This window comes from Pseudomonas sp. TREG-RG-20F-10-E-6-01 (assembly GCF_022662455.1).
Classification (GTDB): domain Bacteria; phylum Pseudomonadota; class Gammaproteobacteria; order Pseudomonadales; family Pseudomonadaceae; genus Aquipseudomonas.
Window position 1 is genome coordinate 120,884 of sequence record NZ_JAKNQP010000009.1, and the last position, 16,099, is coordinate 136,982.

General features: G+C 61.4%; 14 protein-coding genes and 2 pseudogenes. 4 read left to right on the forward strand and 12 right to left on the reverse strand.

What is annotated here, in order from left to right; all coding sequences use genetic code 11:
- Positions 1-30: 30 nt before the first annotated feature.
- Positions 31-453 (reverse strand): annotated as a pseudogene (locus tag L8K08_RS23215) (SDR family oxidoreductase); the annotation flags it as partial.
- Positions 454-764: 311 nt separating this feature from the next.
- On the opposite strand from L8K08_RS23215, the pseudogene L8K08_RS30365 reads away from it, so the two are divergent.
- Positions 765-860: pseudogene (locus tag L8K08_RS30365) on the forward strand (SCO family protein); the annotation flags it as partial.
- A gap of 414 nt (positions 861-1,274) precedes the next feature.
- Here the strand turns inward: L8K08_RS30365 and L8K08_RS23225 are convergent.
- From L8K08_RS23225 to L8K08_RS23275, 11 genes are all read right to left on the reverse strand, one after another.
- Positions 1,275-1,580, reverse strand: coding sequence for a Dabb family protein (locus L8K08_RS23225; protein ID WP_103695839.1), 306 nt, complete (start codon positions 1,578-1,580; stop codon positions 1,275-1,277).
- A gap of 36 nt (positions 1,581-1,616) precedes the next feature.
- Positions 1,617-2,807: a multiple monosaccharide ABC transporter permease gene (gene mmsB / locus L8K08_RS23230; RefSeq protein WP_177130861.1), complete on the reverse strand. Its 1,191-nt coding sequence runs from the start codon at positions 2,805-2,807 to the stop codon at positions 1,617-1,619.
- Entirely contained in the window at positions 2,804-4,339 is a 1,536-nt protein-coding gene (gene mmsA, locus L8K08_RS23235) for a multiple monosaccharide ABC transporter ATP-binding protein (protein ID WP_177130862.1), read from the reverse strand. The genes mmsB and mmsA overlap by 4 nt, the downstream gene beginning before the upstream one ends.
- A 54-nt stretch (positions 4,340-4,393) precedes the next feature.
- The gene (chvE, locus tag L8K08_RS23240) at positions 4,394-5,467 is read right to left on the reverse strand and encodes a multiple monosaccharide ABC transporter substrate-binding protein (RefSeq protein WP_242200175.1); all 1,074 of its coding nucleotides are present in this window, start codon (positions 5,465-5,467) and stop codon (positions 4,394-4,396) included.
- A 110-nt stretch (positions 5,468-5,577) separates the two neighbouring features.
- Entirely contained in the window at positions 5,578-6,669 is a 1,092-nt protein-coding gene (locus L8K08_RS23245) for a Gfo/Idh/MocA family oxidoreductase (RefSeq protein WP_242200177.1), read from the reverse strand.
- 23 nt (positions 6,670-6,692) lie between these two features.
- Positions 6,693-7,688: an inositol 2-dehydrogenase gene (gene iolG, locus L8K08_RS23250; protein WP_126589304.1), complete on the reverse strand. Its 996-nt coding sequence runs from the start codon at positions 7,686-7,688 to the stop codon at positions 6,693-6,695.
- A 54-nt stretch (positions 7,689-7,742) separates the two neighbouring features.
- Positions 7,743-8,609 carry a sugar phosphate isomerase/epimerase gene (locus L8K08_RS23255; RefSeq protein ID WP_242200178.1) on the reverse strand — a complete coding sequence of 289 codons (867 nt, stop codon included), beginning with the start codon at positions 8,607-8,609 and terminating at the stop codon, positions 7,743-7,745.
- A gap of 41 nt (positions 8,610-8,650) precedes the next feature.
- Positions 8,651-9,547: an intradiol ring-cleavage dioxygenase gene (locus L8K08_RS23260; protein WP_242200179.1), complete on the reverse strand. Its 897-nt coding sequence runs from the start codon at positions 9,545-9,547 to the stop codon at positions 8,651-8,653.
- Positions 9,548-9,592: 45 nt separating this feature from the next.
- Entirely contained in the window at positions 9,593-11,029 is a 1,437-nt protein-coding gene (locus L8K08_RS23265; RefSeq protein ID WP_242200180.1) for a sugar porter family MFS transporter, read from the reverse strand.
- Positions 11,030-11,184: 155 nt separating this feature from the next.
- The gene (locus tag L8K08_RS23270; protein ID WP_242200181.1) at positions 11,185-12,522 is read right to left on the reverse strand and encodes a carbohydrate porin; all 1,338 of its coding nucleotides are present in this window, start codon (positions 12,520-12,522) and stop codon (positions 11,185-11,187) included.
- Positions 12,523-12,691: 169 nt separating this feature from the next.
- Positions 12,692-13,606: a LysR family transcriptional regulator gene (locus L8K08_RS23275; protein WP_242200182.1), complete on the reverse strand. Its 915-nt coding sequence runs from the start codon at positions 13,604-13,606 to the stop codon at positions 12,692-12,694.
- Positions 13,607-13,767: 161 nt separating this feature from the next.
- Here L8K08_RS23275 and L8K08_RS23280 point away from each other — a divergent pair, with 161 nt between their 5' ends.
- Genes L8K08_RS23280 through L8K08_RS23290 form a run of 3 tightly spaced genes read left to right on the forward strand, consistent with a single transcriptional unit; the run spans position 13,768 to position 16,098 of the window.
- Positions 13,768-14,586: a dioxygenase gene (locus L8K08_RS23280; RefSeq protein WP_242200183.1), complete on the forward strand. Its 819-nt coding sequence runs from the start codon at positions 13,768-13,770 to the stop codon at positions 14,584-14,586.
- 29 nt (positions 14,587-14,615) lie between these two features.
- Positions 14,616-15,059 carry a nuclear transport factor 2 family protein gene (locus L8K08_RS23285; protein WP_242200185.1) on the forward strand — a complete coding sequence of 148 codons (444 nt, stop codon included), beginning with the start codon at positions 14,616-14,618 and terminating at the stop codon, positions 15,057-15,059.
- Positions 15,034-16,098 carry a maleylacetate reductase gene (locus L8K08_RS23290; RefSeq protein ID WP_242200188.1) on the forward strand — a complete coding sequence of 355 codons (1,065 nt, stop codon included), beginning with the start codon at positions 15,034-15,036 and terminating at the stop codon, positions 16,096-16,098. Before L8K08_RS23285 ends, L8K08_RS23290 begins: the two co-directional genes overlap by 26 nt.
- The last annotated feature ends 1 nt before the right edge of the window (position 16,099 follow it).

The following is a 16,099-nucleotide window of genomic DNA, read 5'->3' on the forward strand; positions in this document are numbered from 1 at the left end:
AAGGTGAACGCCCAGATCCGGCCATTAACGTTAGACATGCTGGCCACCGTTAACGTGAATCTCTGCGCCGTTTACATAAGAAGCGCCACTGGTGCAAAGGAAGTAGACGAGCGAAGCAACTTCCTCAGGTTTGCCCAGCCGGTTCATCGGCACTAACCGTTCAACGATTTCCGCAGTGCCTGCGGACAGTATTGAGGTTTCGATTTCTCCAGGTGCGATAGCGTTGACCCTTACGCCATGTCGGCCAAAATCAAAAGCCATTTCCCGAGTCAGGGCGGAGAGCGCAGCTTTGGATGTGGAATAAGCGACACCTGCGAACGGGTGCACCTTGGATCCTGCAATAGAGGTAACGTTGATGATGCTGCCTTTTGCAGCTTTCAATTCATCAAACAGCCCCCGCGCAAGGAGGGCCGTAGAAAACAGATTGACATTGAAGACCTTGATCCAGGTTGCTAGTAAGACTTAACGCCATTACGAGGCTAAAGAACTTGGTAGTTCGGGCTGATTTCCAGCAGTCATTCTAGTAAGGTGATTGGGGAACTTACATCTTCTTTGCGCGAGTACTTAGTTAGACGACCCACGTTTACGGTTGTTGAGGCGACGTTAAAAGTATGAGAGACAAAACCCTCATTTCAATCGCACTAGTGATCAGCTCGGCCTTGAACCGATGTATCTATCGATAAGCACATGATCAATGCATGAAGTAATAATTTAAAAGATGAGCTAATCCAATTTATGGTTTCCGTATAAAGAGGCTTGAATCAATGAGCGTTTTGTTGACTCGCCGTAAGGTGATTTCAGGTATGGGACTTCTAGGTATCGGCATCCTGGCAGGCTGCGATACCCGAGGTGAGCTATCGCCCACAGGCAGCGAGATGATCACCATTTCTTCTGATACGCGTCTTGGTACTGCTTTTACGGAAACTAAAGCCGGCAGGATCGCAGGTGGTTGATCCCGGTACCGGTTTCTGATCCAGCATACTGAGGTGCACTGAATACCATCCACCGCCCTACTGTAGTCCGTGAGAAATCGCTATTCGCGAGCGCTCACACACCCGGTGCGAATGGGGGCCCGATTAGTTTTTTAGGCTGAAACTACCGTCCTAGATCCCAGGAAAAATGTTTTTGCCCCCCCAAACGCGGAATTTTCTCAATACGCCGCTCTGAGTGACCTATTCTGGCGCCTTTTAAAATGTGCGCCGCCAAGCTGAGATTCCCCACATTGGCTCAGGGTACCTCTAGCGGCGCTAATCGCCCCAACCTAGCGGACTTAGCTACACGGTGGCGACGTAATCGACTTGATGCCGCGCAATCCGACAGTCCCCCAACTCCCGCTTCACCCGCAAATGCTCCGGGTGCGTTGCATAGGCTGCCAAGGCCTCCTGCGAGTCGAACTCGCTGTACAACACAACATCACAGGCATAGTCGATGCGACTGAAATCCACCCCCACCTCGATTTTCAACAACCCGGGTATCCGCCCTGCCAGCCCTTCGAATTGCTCCTTGAGAAACAGACACGCCTGTTGGTTGCGCTCCGGCGTGTCGCCGGCCAGGTTCCACATCACAATGTGCTTGATCATCGTTGTCCCCTGCCGTTGTCTTCCTTGGGCGACATATCAACCTCTGGTCTTTTGATAAACATCCACGAACACGGCCGCCAACAGCACCGCCCCCTTGATCATCTGCTGGTAGTCGATGCCGATCCCCATGATGGACATGCCGTTGTTCAGCACGCCCATGATGAATGCACCGATCACCACGCCCACCACTTTGCCGACGCCACCGGAGGCTGACGCTCCGCCGATGAACACCGCGGCGATCACGTCCAGCTCGAAACCGGTGCCGCCTCGCGGGGTGGCACTGTTCAGGCGGGCCACGAAGATCAGCCCGGCCACCGCCGCCAGCACACCCATGTTGACGAAGGCAAAGAAGGTCACTCGCGCCGTATTGATGCCCGACAGCCGCGCAGCCTTGAGGTTGCCGCCCACCGCGTATACCCAACGGCCGATCACCGTGCGGTTCATGATGAACGTGTATACCCCGATCAAAATGCTCATGATCACCAGCACTGTGGGGATGCCACGGTAGGTGGACAGCAGGTAGCAGAAGTACACGATCAGCGCGGTGACCACGCCGTTTTTCAGGGCGAACACCACCATGGGCACGACGCTGCCACCGCTTTTCAGGGTGCGCAGGCGGCTGCGGTATTCAATCACCCAGAAGGCTATAGCGACGGCGATGCCCAACAACAGCGATGTGATACGCAGGTGTTCGTTGCTGAACAGGTCAGGCACAAAACCGGAGCTGATGGCCGAGAACGCCGGCGGGAACGGTCCAATGGACTGCCCTTGGGAGATAGCAATGGTGGCGCCGCGGAAAATCAGCATGCCGGCCAGGGTCACGATGAACGACGGCATGCCCCACACCGCCACCCAATAGCCCTGGGCCGCGCCGATCAAGGCACCCGCCAGCAGGCAGATCAGGGTCACGGTGAAGAAGTCCAGACGGTACTGCACCATCAGCACCGCGGCGATCGAGCCGACCACGCCCACCACCGAACCGACCGACAGGTCGATATGGCCGCAGACAATGACCATCAACATGCCCAGGGCCATCACCACGATGTAACTGTTCTGCAGCAGCAGGTTGGTGAGGTTGAGCGGTTGCATCAGCGCCCCGCCGGTGGCCACCTGGAAAAACACCATGATGACGATCAGCGACACCAGCAGGCCGTATTCGCGCGCACCGCGCTTGAATAACGTCAGGTGGCCGGGTTTGGAAGAGAGAGGCAGGCTGGCTTCGCTCATTGGATCACCTCATTTTTCATGATTGCGTGCATGATTTTTTCCTGGGACGCCTCGGCGATAGCAAACTCGCCCACGAAGCGGCCTTCGTTCATCACATAGATGCGGTCACAGGTACCCAGCAGCTCGGGCATTTCCGAGGAGATCATGACCACCCCGCGCCCTTCGCTGACCACCTGGTTGACCACGCCGTAGATCTCGTACTTGGCGCCCACGTCGATACCGCGAGTGGGTTCGTCGAGGATCAGCACCTTGGGGTTGGAGAACAGCCATTTGCCCAGCACGACTTTCTGCTGGTTGCCACCCGAGAGCTTCTCCACCGACTGGGTCACGTCCGGGCTGCGAATGCGCAGCCGCGCGCGGAAGCCGTCGGCCACGGCGGTCTCGCCCAGCTCGTTCATCACCCAGCGTTTGGACACCGCGCCCAGGTTGGCCATGGAGGTGTTGTGGGTAATGCTGTCACCCAGCACCAGGCCGGCGCCCTTGCGGTCTTCGGTGGCATAGGCCAGGCCCTGCTTGATCGCCTTGCGCACGGTACCCAGGTCCACGACCTGGCCTTCCAGGTGCGCGGTGCCGCGCACATTGACGCCGTAGGAACGGCCAAACATGCTCATGGCGAACTCGGTACGGCCGGCGCCCATCAACCCGGCGATGCCCACCACTTCACCGCGGCGCACGTGAAAGTTGAGGTTGCGCACCCGGTCGCGGTCCGGCCGCTCGGGGTCACCCACCGACCAGTCGCGCACCTCGAACAAGGTCTCGCCAATGTTGGGCACCCGCGCGGGGTAACGGTCGGACAGCTCGCGGCCGACCATGGAACGCACAACCCGGCCCTCATCAATGCCGTCGGCGCGGCAGTCGATGACGTCAACCGTGCTGCCGTCGCGAATTACCGTGATCTCATCGGCCACCCGGCCAATTTCGTTGAGCTTATGGGAGATGATGATCGAGGTAATGCCCCGCCCCTTGAGCTCCAGCATCAGCTTGAGCAGGGTGTCGCTGTCCCTTTCGTTGAGGCTGGCGGTGGGCTCGTCGAGAATCAGCAGGCGCACGTCCTTGGCCAGCGCCTTGGCGATCTCGACCATCTGCTGCTGGCCAACACCCAGGTTGCCCACCAGCGTCTGCGGGCGGGCATCGAGGCCGACGCGGGCCAGCAGTTCACGGGCACGCAAGTGCGCCTGATCCCAGTCGATCACCCCGTGGCGGGCGATCTCGTTGCCCAGGAAAAGGTTTTCGGTGATCGACAGCATCGGCACGAGTGCCAGTTCCTGGTGAATGATGCAGATGCCCAGCGCCTCGCTGTCACGCAGGTTATGGAAGGTGCGCGGCGCGCCGTCGAACTGGATCTCGCCCTCGAAGCTGCCATGGGGGTAGACGCCGCTGAGGATCTTCATCAGCGTCGACTTGCCCGCACCGTTTTCCCCGCAGATGGCATGAATCTCACCATCGCCCACCTTGAGGTTGACGCCGCTCAGCGCCTTGACCGGGCCAAACGCCTTGCGGATGTCGCGCATGTCGAGAATCGTTTTTGTCATTTTTTCTCTCCCGTGCAAGGGGCCGCCACCGGGGCGGCGGCCACGCCGCGTCGGCTATTGTTGCAACTGCGCCTGGGTGTAGAACTTGGTGTCGTCGACCAGCACTTTCTGCCAGTTCTTGCCGTCGACCAGCTGCGGGGTGAGCAGTTGGGTAGGCACCACCATCGAACCGTTATCGTAGGACGTGGTGTCGTTGACGCTGACTGCCTTGCCGGTCAGTTCGGCGTCCATCATCTGGGCGGCCGCACCGGCCAGCGCACGGGTGTCCTTGAAGATGGTGGACGACTGGTCACCGCGGATAATCGACTTGACGCTGGAGACCTCGGCGTCCTGGCCGGTCACGATCGGCATCGCCGACTTGCCGCTGCCGTAACCCACGCCCTTGAGCGACGACACCGCGCCGTTGGCAATCTGGTCATTCATGGCCAACACAGCGTCCAGGTGGGTGGTGCTGTAGAACGCGCTGAGCAGGTTGTCCATGCGCGCCTGGGCCTGGGCACCGTCCCAGTTCGGGGTGGCAACCTTGTCCATGGCCACCTGGCCGCTGCGCACCACCAGCTTGCCGTTGTCAATGTAAGGCTTGATCTGCGACATCACGCCCGAGTACACCACGTGGGCATTGTTGTCATCGGTGGAGCCGGCGAAGATCTCCAGGTTGAACGGGCCCTTGCCATCCTTGAGGTCCAGCGCATCGACGATGGACTGGCCCTGCAGTACGCCGGTGCGATAGTTGTCGAAGGTGACGTAGTAATCGAAGTCCTTGGAATTGCGGATCAGTCGGTCATAGGAGATGACCTTGATGCCCTTCTCTTTCGCCTGTTTGAGCACATCGGCCATGGTGGTGCCGTCGATCGGCGCCACGATCAGGCCCTTGATGCCTTTGACCATCATGTTCTCGATCTGCGAGAGCTGGGTGGGTGCCTCGTACTGGGCATATTGCAGGTCGGTGTCGTAACCCATTTTCTTCAGCGAGTCGACGATATTGGCACCGTCCGAAACCCAGCGCGCCTCGGTCTTGGAGGGCATGGCGACGCCGATGGTGCCCTTGCTGCTGGTCTCGCTTTTGCCGCAGGCGCTCAGGGCGATGCCCAGTGCGAGTGCGGCGGCAATCTTGATGATCGTGTGCATAATGTCCTCTGCCTTGTTGTTTTTGTGTTTTAACAGGGACGCAAAGGCCCATCCGGCTCGACAACGGTCGAGCCGACGGGGTGTTTCGCGTACCGGGACTGTGGTGCGGGTTAGAACGCCAGGACTGTTTCCTGGCCGTTGGCATCAGCGGACTCGAACAGCGCTTCGAGGATCACGTTGATGTCGTGGGCCTGGGTGGCCGGCACGTTGGAAGGCGCGCCGGTGTATAGCGAGTGCGTGAATGCGGCGGCCTCGCGGTCGAAGTACACCGGGTTGCCGATTTCGGCGATTTCCGGGGAGTAGACGGTTTTGCGCACCGCCCAGATCTCTGGAAAGCTGTTCTCGTTCCAGTGCGTCCAGCCCTGCTGGTGGCCGTTGTTGCCATCGTGGTACAGCTTGTACGACGCTGGCATGGGCGTTGAATGCATTACGCCATGGGTACCGTAGGCGGTAATGTCCCAGCTCTCGGTCCAGGGCATCGGGTCCCAGGACATGAAGTCGATGGTCACCAGTTTGTCGTCGTAGTTGAGCACCGCGCCCACTGCGTCCTCGCGGGCCGAATCGCTCATCTGCCCGGCGAACTTGGTGATGCGCGCGTTCACCGACTTCGGCTTGCCGAAGTGCAGCAGAATGCGGTCGATGGTGTGGCAGCCAATCACGTAGAACGCGCCGCCACGGTCGCCCGGCTGTTTCATGTGGTTGGTGTCGGCCTCATCATGGGAGCAGCCGGCGTGGGCACGTACTTGCAGAACCTTGCCGATATCGCCGCTTTGCAGCACCTGCTGCATTTTTACCACCGATGGCGCGTAGCGCCAGCAGTAACCGACCTGGAACAGGCCACCGGTGCGCTCCACCGCGTCGACAATGCGCTGGGTGTCCTGGGTGCCACGCCCTGCCGGCTTCTCGCACAGCACGGCCTTGCCGGCTTCCAGCGCTTCGATGGCCCAGTCGGCCATCAGGTAGCTCTTGGGGTGCACCAGTACCACGTGCACGTTCGGGTCGGCGAGGATCTCTTCCTTGCTGCGCGGTTGCAACTCCATGGCGTCGCAGAACGGCTGAAGCAGCGGGCTGTCATCGAAGGCACCCTGAAACTGCACATTGGCCAGGCGTTTGAAGGCCTTGACCCGGCCCGAGGTATGCGGGTGGGTAATACCCAGGCAGGCGACGCCAATGGGGGTACCGCGCTCACGCTGATAAGACATGTGATTCTCCTTGGGGCGGCGACTCAGAGCTTGATGGTACGGCCGGTGGCTACCGATTCCACGGCGGCATCGGCCAGTTTCAGGGCCTTGAGGCCATCCTGCACGGTGGTCGGCAGCGGCTTTTTGTTTACCAGGGCGTCGATGTAGGCATCCAGTTCCGACTTGTAGGCTTGCTGGTAGCGTTCCAGGAAGAAGTTCAGCAGAGGCTCGCGGGCGTCGGTGACGTCCTGGCTCCAGCGGCGAATGGTGGTGGGACGCAGGTTGTCCATCTGCAGCATGCCTTTGGAGCCGAACACTTCAATGCGCTGGTCGTAGCCGTACACCGCGTTGCGGCAGTTGTTGATGTGGCACTGCTTGCCGGAAGCGGTCTGCATCTGCACCATCGCGGTGTCGTAGTCGTCGTACTTTTCCATCATCGCCGGGTCGATCAGGCGGCTGCCGATGGCGTTGATTTCCACCGGCTCCTCACCCAGCAGCCAGCGACCGATGTCCAGGTCGTGAATGGTCATGTCGCGGAAAATGCCGCCCGAGTGTTGGATGTAGTCCTCCGGGGCCAGGCCCGGGTCGCGGCTGGTGATGATCACCTGGCGCACGTCACCGATGTCGCCGGCTTCGATGGCCGCACGCATTTCGGCGAAAGTGCTTTCAAAGCGGCGGTTGAACGCCAGCATCACGCGGCCATTCAGGCGCTCCACTTCTTCCACCGCTGCCAGGCTCTTGGCCATGTCCAGGTCGATGGGTTTTTCACACAGCACCGCCTTGCCCTGGCGCACGGCGCGCAGCATCAGATTGATGTGGGTGTGGGTCGGGGTGCCGATGACGATGGCATCGACGTCGGGGCGGTCAATGGCCGCCTCGCAGTCGGTCATGGATTCGGCGCCCAGTTCGTCGGCCAGGCGCGAGGCGGCTTCGGCAAAGGGGTCGGCGACTACCACCAGGGTGGCGAACTTGCTGGCTGCCACGTTGGCGGCGTGAATTTTGCCGATGCGACCGGCGCCAAGCACTGCGATACCTACCATTTTTGTCTCTCCGCAAATGTTGTTGTTCGTTGTTGTGGCAAAGGTTGTCGCCATTTAGAAACGGATGTTTTCGAACTGGGCCATGGTGGTGTCGAAGGCGCGCTTGGCCGCCACGTCCAGGGGTAACTTGCGCAGCTCGGCGCTGATCAGTTCCACGCCCCACGGGCCGCGGTAGCCGACATTGACCACCTGCTGAATGAACTCCGGCACGTCCAGCTGCCCTTCGCCGCACAGCTTGCGATGGTGGGTGGAGTCGTTGAAGAACGACTCGACCACTGCATGGTTGGCGTCGTCCAGCTCGATGGACTTGATCAGCTCAAGCGGGATCTTGCTGATTTCATCAAAGCTCATGCCGCCGCGGGCCACGTGCCAGGTGTCCACCAGCAGACCACCATTGGGGCGCACGCCGTCGGTGACGGCGATGGCGCGGTCGATGGTGTTGACGCTGGAAAACGGCAGGAACTCAATCACCACGTTGGTGCCGTAGGGCGCGGCGCGGTCGCACAGGATGGCGAAGGCATCACGCATGCGCGCCACGTCCGGCGGACCTTCTTCAAACAGGCCGCCAGCCACCTTCAGGTTGCGGGCGCCCAGTTCACCGGCGATTTCCAGCAGCTCGTCGCGAATCACGTGGGACGCGGCCAGCAGGTCGCCCTCCAGGTGCCAGTCGGTGAGGAACTCGACTTCCACGTGCTTGATGCCATTGTCCTTGAGGATATTGCGCACGGTGGAAATACCCAGCTTGGCGACGTTGTGCACCAGGTCCGCGTGCACCAGGCCCATGCCGCGCCAGCCGGCCTTGGCCGCAGCCTCTGCCCGCGCCTGCAGGGAAAACGGACTGATCTCGCTGGCCGCGCCGGGGTAGGTGTCACCGGCCAGGGTCCAGTAGGCTGCAAGCAGTTCAACATTTTTATCGGGCATGTCGATCACTTTTGTTTGTCGTTGAAAATCGGGTCGGTCAGTCAGGCCGGGGTCAGGACAAAGTCCCAGTTCACGGCCAGGTAAGGCACTTGCAGGTCGTAGCGCCGGGCGGTGGCCGCATCGGTCTGCGTGGTGAATTCGGCAATCAGTTCTTTCTTCACCCCAAACACCGTGTCCTCGTGCAGGTACGGGCAGTCGGGCGTGAAGATGTGGGTAATGACCTGGTCATAGCCGGGGGCGGTGACGATGAAATGCAAGTGCGCGGCGCGGTTAGGGTGACGCCCCAACTGGCCCAGCAGCTTGCCCACCGGGCCGTCGGCCGGGATCGGGTAGTGGCGGGGCTTGACCGTGCGGAAGGCGTAGCAGCCGTCGGCATCGGTAGTGAACAGGCCGCGCAGGTTGTATTCGGGCTGCAGGCCTTTTTGCTGCACGTCGTAGAAGCCGTCGTCGTTGGTCTGCCAGATGTCCAGGGTGGCGCCGACAATGGGGTTTCCGTCGGTGTCCAGCACGCGGCCGCTGACCAGGGTGGGCTCGCCCTTGCCGTCCAGGCAAATGTTGGCGCCGTTCTTGTAGCGCGGGGCATCGGCCACATAGAACGGACCGAGGATAGTGTTGGGCGTGGCGCCGCTGGGGCGACGGTGGTTGATGGCATCCACCAGCATGGTCACGCCCAGCACGTCAGACAGCAGGATGTATTCCTGGCGCCAGTCGGTGCACATGTGCCCGGTCCTGGTCAGGAACTCGATGGCCGTGAACCACTCTTCGTGGGTAGGCTCGATCTCCTTGACAGCTGCGTGCAGGTGACGGGTCAGCACCGACATCACGTCGCGCAGGCGCGGGCTGGCGGCGTCGGTGATGCGGGCGTTGACGATCTCGGCGGAACGTTCTTCCTCGAACAGTCCCCCAACCGGGCTCTCGGTGTTCAGGTGCGCAGTCATGGATTGATGTCCTTGATCATTATTGTGGAAGGCCGGCGGCTGTCATCAGCAGGCATTGGCTTGGGCAGTACGCCATTTGCGGCCGCCCAGGCGCTGCTGCATGAATTGTTCGATCTCTTCCAGGGTCATGCCCTTGGTCTCTGGCAGCCACAGGGTGCAGAACACGATCGAACCGATGTTGATCACAGCGAACAGGAAGAACGTCATGCCACCCATCACGCTGAGCATCACCGGGAAGGCAAAGGCGACGATGGCGTTGAAAATCCAGAACACGCCGACGCTGATGCCATTCATCAGGCCCCGCACGTGAGTGGGAAACAGCTCGGACATCAGCAGCCAGTAGATGGGGCCGATGCACATCTGCATGAAGAACAGAAACACCAGCACGCCGCCCAGGGCCAGGTAGCTTTGCAGCGGCGAGTGGGGCATGAAGTTCATGACCACGCCGAGGAAAATCTGCGCCAGCACCACCACGGTCAGGCCCATGAGCAGAATCGTGCGCCGGCCCATGCGATTGATCAACCACATGCCGATCAGTGTCGCGACCACGGCCACCACGCCATTGCCAATGGTGGCAATCAGGGCTGCGCTGGTGCCCAGGCCGGTTTCCTTCAGGATCATGGGGGTGTAGTACATGAAGGCATTGACGCCGGTGAACTGGATGACGAAGCCCAGGGCGATGCCGATGCCCAGCAGCTTGAGCAACCAGGGTTCGTTGAGCTTGGACAGGGAGCTACCATGGCGGCGCTCCACTTCACATTGGGCGATGATTTCCTTGAGCTCGCGGTCCACCTCACGCTGAGTGTCACGGATGCCGAGCAGCGTGGCCTTGGCCTCGTCAATGCGGCCCTTGCTGACCAGCCAGCGCGGCGAGGACGGTACGAAGTGCATGCCTACATATAGCAGTGCCGCCGGAATCAGCGCGATGGCCAGCATATAGCGCCACACCAACGGGCTTTCGAACAGGTGCACCAGGCCGGCACTGGCTATGTAGGCCAGACACTGGCCGGACACGATCATCAATTCGCTCTGGCACACCAGCCGTCCGCGATGCTTGGGCGCTGCCAATTCGGCGATCAGAACCGGCACTGCCGATGAGGCGCCGCCCACGGCGATGCCCAGCACGAAACGGGTGGCGACCATGGTCCACAGGGTTGGCGACAGGGCGGTGCCCAGCGCGCCCAGGGCGAACAGCACGGCCAGGGCCTTGAGCACGCCGAGGCGGCCATAACGGTCGGACAGTTGGCCGGCGAACAGCGCGCCAAATGCGCCGCCGAAGATCAGGGCCGAGGCCACCAGGCCTTCAGACACGGGCGTCAGGCCCAGGCCGCCCTGGCTTGGGGCCAGTGACATGAATGGCAATGCGCCGGAGATGACCCCGGTGTCGTAACCGAACCCCAACGAGCCCATGGTAGTGATGGCGGCGATGCGCCAGAGGATTTTCGCGGACGCGCCAACAGCGGCGGTTTGGTTACTGGACATGAGGTCAACCTTTATTGAATTTATGTGTACGCTCAGTGGGGCAAAGAGTACTGCGATTGAATTGGAATAAACATGCCGGTATGGCAAATGTGTTTTCCAGCTAGTGGAAAACTGCGCCGCCCTCCTCCGACGGCGCGAATCGCATCGCAAGCGCTCTAGAACCGGGCTTGCACCTTAAGGCCGGCAATCAGTGCGGCGTCCACCTCACGCACGCCCCCCGGGTTTTTCACGTATTGCAGGTTCGGCCGCACGGTGAGCCAGTTGGTCACGTGCACGCCGTAGTAGATCTCGCTGCTGGTCTCGTTGTGCTGCAGCGGGATATAGCCCGGATCGTCGTAATCGCTGACGCCGTTGGCCTGGTTCTGCAGGCGTGCGCGCTCGCGGTAATCGGCGTTGGTGTGTACCTGTGCGATACCGATGCCCAGGTCATCCAGGGGGCGGCTGTCTAACAGCCCCTTGTAGACGATACCGGCCTGAATGAAGTGGTCGACCTGGCTGGTGGCCTTGTCGTGGTGGGTAAAGTTGGCGAACACCGACAGGCCGCGGCTGCTGTCGCCGTCACGCGCGGTCAACTGCTGCTGCACCACCAGCCAGTAGCCATGGCGGCTGCCGTGCTCCTGGAAGGCATCCCCGGTCAGCGGCTGTGGATTGCCATTGCGGTCATCCAGCACGTCGTTGGCGTTGGCGCTGCTCTTGTAATAACCCAGTCGGTATTCGCCCGGCAGGCCGTTGAATTTCGGGCTCCACACCAGCTCGACCGGAATCAGCGCGCCTTGGGTGCCGCTGCCACTGAGCTTGAAGCCATTGCCCACTTCCAGGTTGGACGGGTTCTGCTCAAACACACCGATTTGCGCATACCACTCAGGGGCAAACTGATAGCGGGTCCGAATGGCCCACTGGCTGACCGGCCAGTTGTACCAGATGTCGCCAATCCAGTTGGCCGCCTGCGCGCCGCAAAATGGCGTGCTCTGGAAGTCGCACGGGAAGCTGTTGAAGTCCGAACCTTCGTCGAAGCGACCGGCCTTGATGTCGAGCGCCCCGTCGAACCAGGCCTTGCTCATCCACATCTCGGTCAGGCGCCAGGTCTGGCCGCGTCCGTACACTTCCTGAGACGAGGAATACCCGCCGACGCGGGGGTCAGCCACGCGGTCATTGGTGAGATTGCGGCCGTCGCGTTCGGTGATGGTCAACTGAAAGCGGGTATTGTCCCAGCCCAGCAGCTTTTGCAGGTCGGTCTTGAGGCCCACGGCGTATTGCTCGGTCCAGCGTGCGGTGTGGTCCTTGTCGTAACCGCCGTGTGCGTTGGCGGCCATCTCCCCGGTGTAATTGAGCTGGACGTCCACCCCCTGTTCCAGCCAGTTGCTGCGTGCCCCGCCCCAGTCACCGGTCATCCAGTGGGAGTCGGCAGCGAATGGTTGATTATCGGCACAGGCCAGCCCGGGAATCAGCAGGCAAAGGCTGGCCGCAACCGTGCTCTTGGCAAAGTTTTTCATGCGTGACGTTTCCTTGTTGTTGGTTTTGTTGTTCAACGTGCAGGCGAAACAATGCCGGGCCCGGCAGCCAGGGCCTGCCCGGCCTTGGCGCCACGGATCATAGGGGGGTGACGTGCAGGTGAATACCCGGCGAAAACTCAAATCTGAATTCCGCCAAGCGGAAAACTGTCTATCTAGTCCAATAGCGCTCGTATTCGTGTTTATTAAAATCGGACAACAGGAATTCGATGAACACCCGCAACTTCGCCGGCATGTAACGCCGGCTCTGGAACGCCATGTTGATGGTAAGCCTTGGCAAATCCCAATCGTCCAGCACCGGGATCAACCGCCCCGCCACCAGGTCGGCGTTGATGATGTACTTGGGCTGCACCAATATGCCGCCCCCGGCCAGCGCCGCGGCGCGCACAATCTGGCCGTCGTTGGTTTCCAGAATCGGCTCGGTCTTGAACGCCGCCTCTTCCTTGCCACGGGTGAAGCGCATGGTGCGCGGCTGGTTCGCGTGGCTGTAGATCAGCAGGTCGTGGCCGGCCAGGTCTTCGATGCTCTTGGGTGTACCCATGCGCTGCAGATAGCCGGGTGACGCCGCCAGTACCCGACGGGTCTCGGCCAGGCGGCGAATGGTGATATTGGAGTCCGGCTCGTATTCCTTGGTACGGATGGCCAGGTCGATCTCGCTGTCGATGATGTCAAAGTAGCGGTTCTCTCCCAGCAGCTTCACCGTGATGTGCGGGTAAAGCTTGCGGAACGCCGGGATCAGCGGCGCGATGTGCAACATGCAAAAGGAGATGGATGAGGTGATCGTCAGTGTACCCACCGGCTGCACCAGCGATTCAGTGAGCGACGCTTCGGCTTCCTTCAACTCACCCAGCAGGCTTTTGCAACTGGCATAAAACTGGTGGCCGGAATTGGTCAGCGCCAGGCGTCGGGTGTTGCGGTCGATCAGGCGGGTATTCAGGCGCTGCTCAAGCGCCACCAGGTGACGGCTGGCCGCGGCGTTGGACAAGCCCAGTATTTCCGCCGCCTTGCTCAGGGTTCCCACTTCCGCGGTCAGTACGAACAGCTCCAGTTCGGTAAGACGATCCACTGTGTGCTTCCTTTTTATTTTTTCACAGGTGAAATAAAGAATTCCGCAAGCGGCCTTTTCTTACATCCTGCGGAACTATAACGTGCGGCGCAACAGGCTGAGAAGTGTGTCGCCCCTGAAGATGATGGTGGCGCCATCGCCACGACCGTTCTGGAGTGACCATGCGCAATTTGGACGAAATGACCATTACCCAGGCAGTGCTGGCCTATAACCGCGGTGCCAGCGATGCCCGACTGTACGATGTGATGACCAGTCTGGTGCAGCACCTGCACGCGTTCGCCCGGGACATCAAGCTTACCGAGGGTGAGTGGCGCCAGGGCATGGCCTTCCTCGGCGACGTGGGCCAGGTGGCACCGGCCAGTGAAGAATTCGCGCTACTGTCCAACGTGCTGGGCCTGTCTACCCTGGTGCTGGTACAGAACGAGCGCAAGCCGGCCGTCTGTACCCAGGCCACGGCCTTTTACACGGCCCCCGGGCCGAACGCCGAATTGCGCGACTTGGGCGCCGACATCAACCCACAGCTTGGCGGACCCAAGGGCTACGTACAGGGCGTGGTGCGCGACGAAAAGGGCGGGCCGGTGCCCAATGCCCAGCTGCACCTGCGTGTGGCCGGGGTCGAGGCCTTGTTGCAGGCCGATGACCAGGGCCGCTACCACTTCAGCACGTCGTTGCCGGGCAGCCACCAGGTGCGTCATGACGGCCCGGTGAAGCAGCTGCTGGCCGTGCTCAACCGTCATGCATGGCGCCCGGCCCACCTGGCGTTTTCGGTGAGCGCCGCGGGTCATCAGCCGCTGACCACCCATGTGTATCGAGAAGGCGACCCCTACCTCGACTCCGACGCCCTGTTTGCCGTGCGGCCATCCCTGATTACCCAGTGGCAATGCCAACCGGCAGGCGCCACGCCCGATGGCGGGCACAGTGACGAGGTGTTCTACACCCTGACGTTCGATTTTGTCCTGGCTAAACAACCGCTCGGTTGATCACCGCCGCCCTGCCCGTCGAGGATCCCATGCACGACGACCACACCGTTATCGCCGCTCTGGAAGACGAGCGCTACCAGGCCATGCGCTTGGGCGACCTGGAGGCATTTGCCCGCCTTGCCCATGGCGATCTTGTCTACGTCCATTCCAATGGCGTCAAGGACAGCCTGGCCAGTTACCTGGAAAAATGCCGCCAGGGCCTTTACCTCTATCACCGCATCGATCACCAGGTGCACGAGGTGCGTCGATCAGGCGACACCGCCCTGGCGTTTGGTGAAATGCGCGCCGACATCACCTCCCATGGTGTCGCCAAGACCCTGCACAACCGCACGCTGAGCGTCTGGCTCAAGACGGGCGAACGCTGGGGGCTGGTTGCCTATCAACCGACCCCTGTCGCTGCGCGCCCGGCCCCGGCACCTGTTGCCTCTACTCAAGGAGACCTGCCCCATGTCCACGCCCCCATTCGTCTATAACGGCCAGCCGTCGCGCGTCATTTTCGGCCAGGGTTCGCTGCAACAGCTGGAGGCGGAGATCGATCGCCTGGGCGCCAAGCGCGCGCTGGTGCTGTGCACCCCCGAACAGCGTGCCCAGGCCGAACACATTGCCCGGCTGCTAGGCGAGCGCGCCGCCGACATCTTCGACAAGGCGGTGATGCACGTGCCCATCGAGACCGCCCGTGAGGCGCGGGAAGTGGCGCGCAAGCTGGGTGCCGACTGCGCCGTGGCCATTGGCGGTGGCTCCACCACCGGCCTGGGCAAGGCCATCGCCATGGACTCGGGGCTGCCGATATTGGCCATTCCCACCACCTATGCCGGCTCGGAAATGACCCCGGTATACGGCATCACCGAAAACGGTCTCAAGCGCACCGGCAAGGACCCCCGCGTGCTGCCCAAAACCGTGATCTACGACCCGGAGCTGACGGTCAGCCTGCCCGTGGACATGTCCATCACCAGCGGCATGAACGCCATCGCCCACGCCGCCGAAGGGCTCTACGCCCAGGATGGCAATCCGGTGATGTCGCTGATGGCCGAGGAAGGCATCCGCGCCCTGGCCGAAGGGATGAAGAGCATTTACAAAGACCCGGCCGACCTGGCCGCGCGTGGCGATTGCCTGTATGGCGCCTGGCTGTGCGGCACCGTGCTGGGCAATGTCGGCATGGCGTTGCACCACAAGCTGTGCCATACCCTGGGCGGCAGCTTCAACCTGCCCCATGCACAGACCCACACCATCGTGCTGCCTCATGCCATCGCCTATAACCAGTCGGCGGCACCGGCGCTGTCGCGCATCAGCCGCGCACTGGGGGTGGACAGCAGCCCGGCGGCGGCGCTGTTCGACTTGGCCAGTTCGCTGGGCGCCCCTACCCGCCTCAAAGACCTGGGGCTGACCGAGTCCGACCTGGACCGCGCCACCGACATCGCCCTCTCCAACCCCTACTGGAACCCGCGCCCTATCGAGGCCACGGCCATTCGCCAACTACTGCAGGACGCCTATGACGGCGTGCGCCCGCAGTAAG

Bases quoted from the DNA above. Each gene is read 5' to 3' on its own strand.
- L8K08_RS23225 (WP_103695839.1), bottom strand. From the start codon at position 1,580: ATGATCAAGCACATTGTGATGTGGAACCTGGCCGGCGACACGCCGGAG.
- mmsB (WP_177130861.1), bottom strand. From the start codon at position 2,807: ATGAGCGAAGCCAGCCTGCCTCTCTCTTCCAAACCCGGCCACCTGACG.
- mmsA (WP_177130862.1), bottom strand. From the start codon at position 4,339: ATGACAAAAACGATTCTCGACATGCGCGACATCCGCAAGGCGTTTGGC.
- chvE (WP_242200175.1), bottom strand. From the start codon at position 5,467: ATGCACACGATCATCAAGATTGCCGCCGCACTCGCACTGGGCATCGCC.
- L8K08_RS23245 (WP_242200177.1), bottom strand. From the start codon at position 6,669: ATGTCTTATCAGCGTGAGCGCGGTACCCCCATTGGCGTCGCCTGCCTG.
- iolG (WP_126589304.1), bottom strand. From the start codon at position 7,688: ATGGTAGGTATCGCAGTGCTTGGCGCCGGTCGCATCGGCAAAATTCAC.
- L8K08_RS23255 (WP_242200178.1), bottom strand. From the start codon at position 8,609: ATGCCCGATAAAAATGTTGAACTGCTTGCAGCCTACTGGACCCTGGCC.
- L8K08_RS23260 (WP_242200179.1), bottom strand. From the start codon at position 9,547: ATGACTGCGCACCTGAACACCGAGAGCCCGGTTGGGGGACTGTTCGAG.
- L8K08_RS23265 (WP_242200180.1), bottom strand. From the start codon at position 11,029: ATGTCCAGTAACCAAACCGCCGCTGTTGGCGCGTCCGCGAAAATCCTC.
- L8K08_RS23270 (WP_242200181.1), bottom strand. From the start codon at position 12,522: ATGAAAAACTTTGCCAAGAGCACGGTTGCGGCCAGCCTTTGCCTGCTG.
- L8K08_RS23280 (WP_242200183.1), top strand. From the start codon at position 13,768: ATGCGCAATTTGGACGAAATGACCATTACCCAGGCAGTGCTGGCCTAT.
- L8K08_RS23285 (WP_242200185.1), top strand. From the start codon at position 14,616: ATGCACGACGACCACACCGTTATCGCCGCTCTGGAAGACGAGCGCTAC.
- L8K08_RS23290 (WP_242200188.1), top strand. From the start codon at position 15,034: ATGTCCACGCCCCCATTCGTCTATAACGGCCAGCCGTCGCGCGTCATT.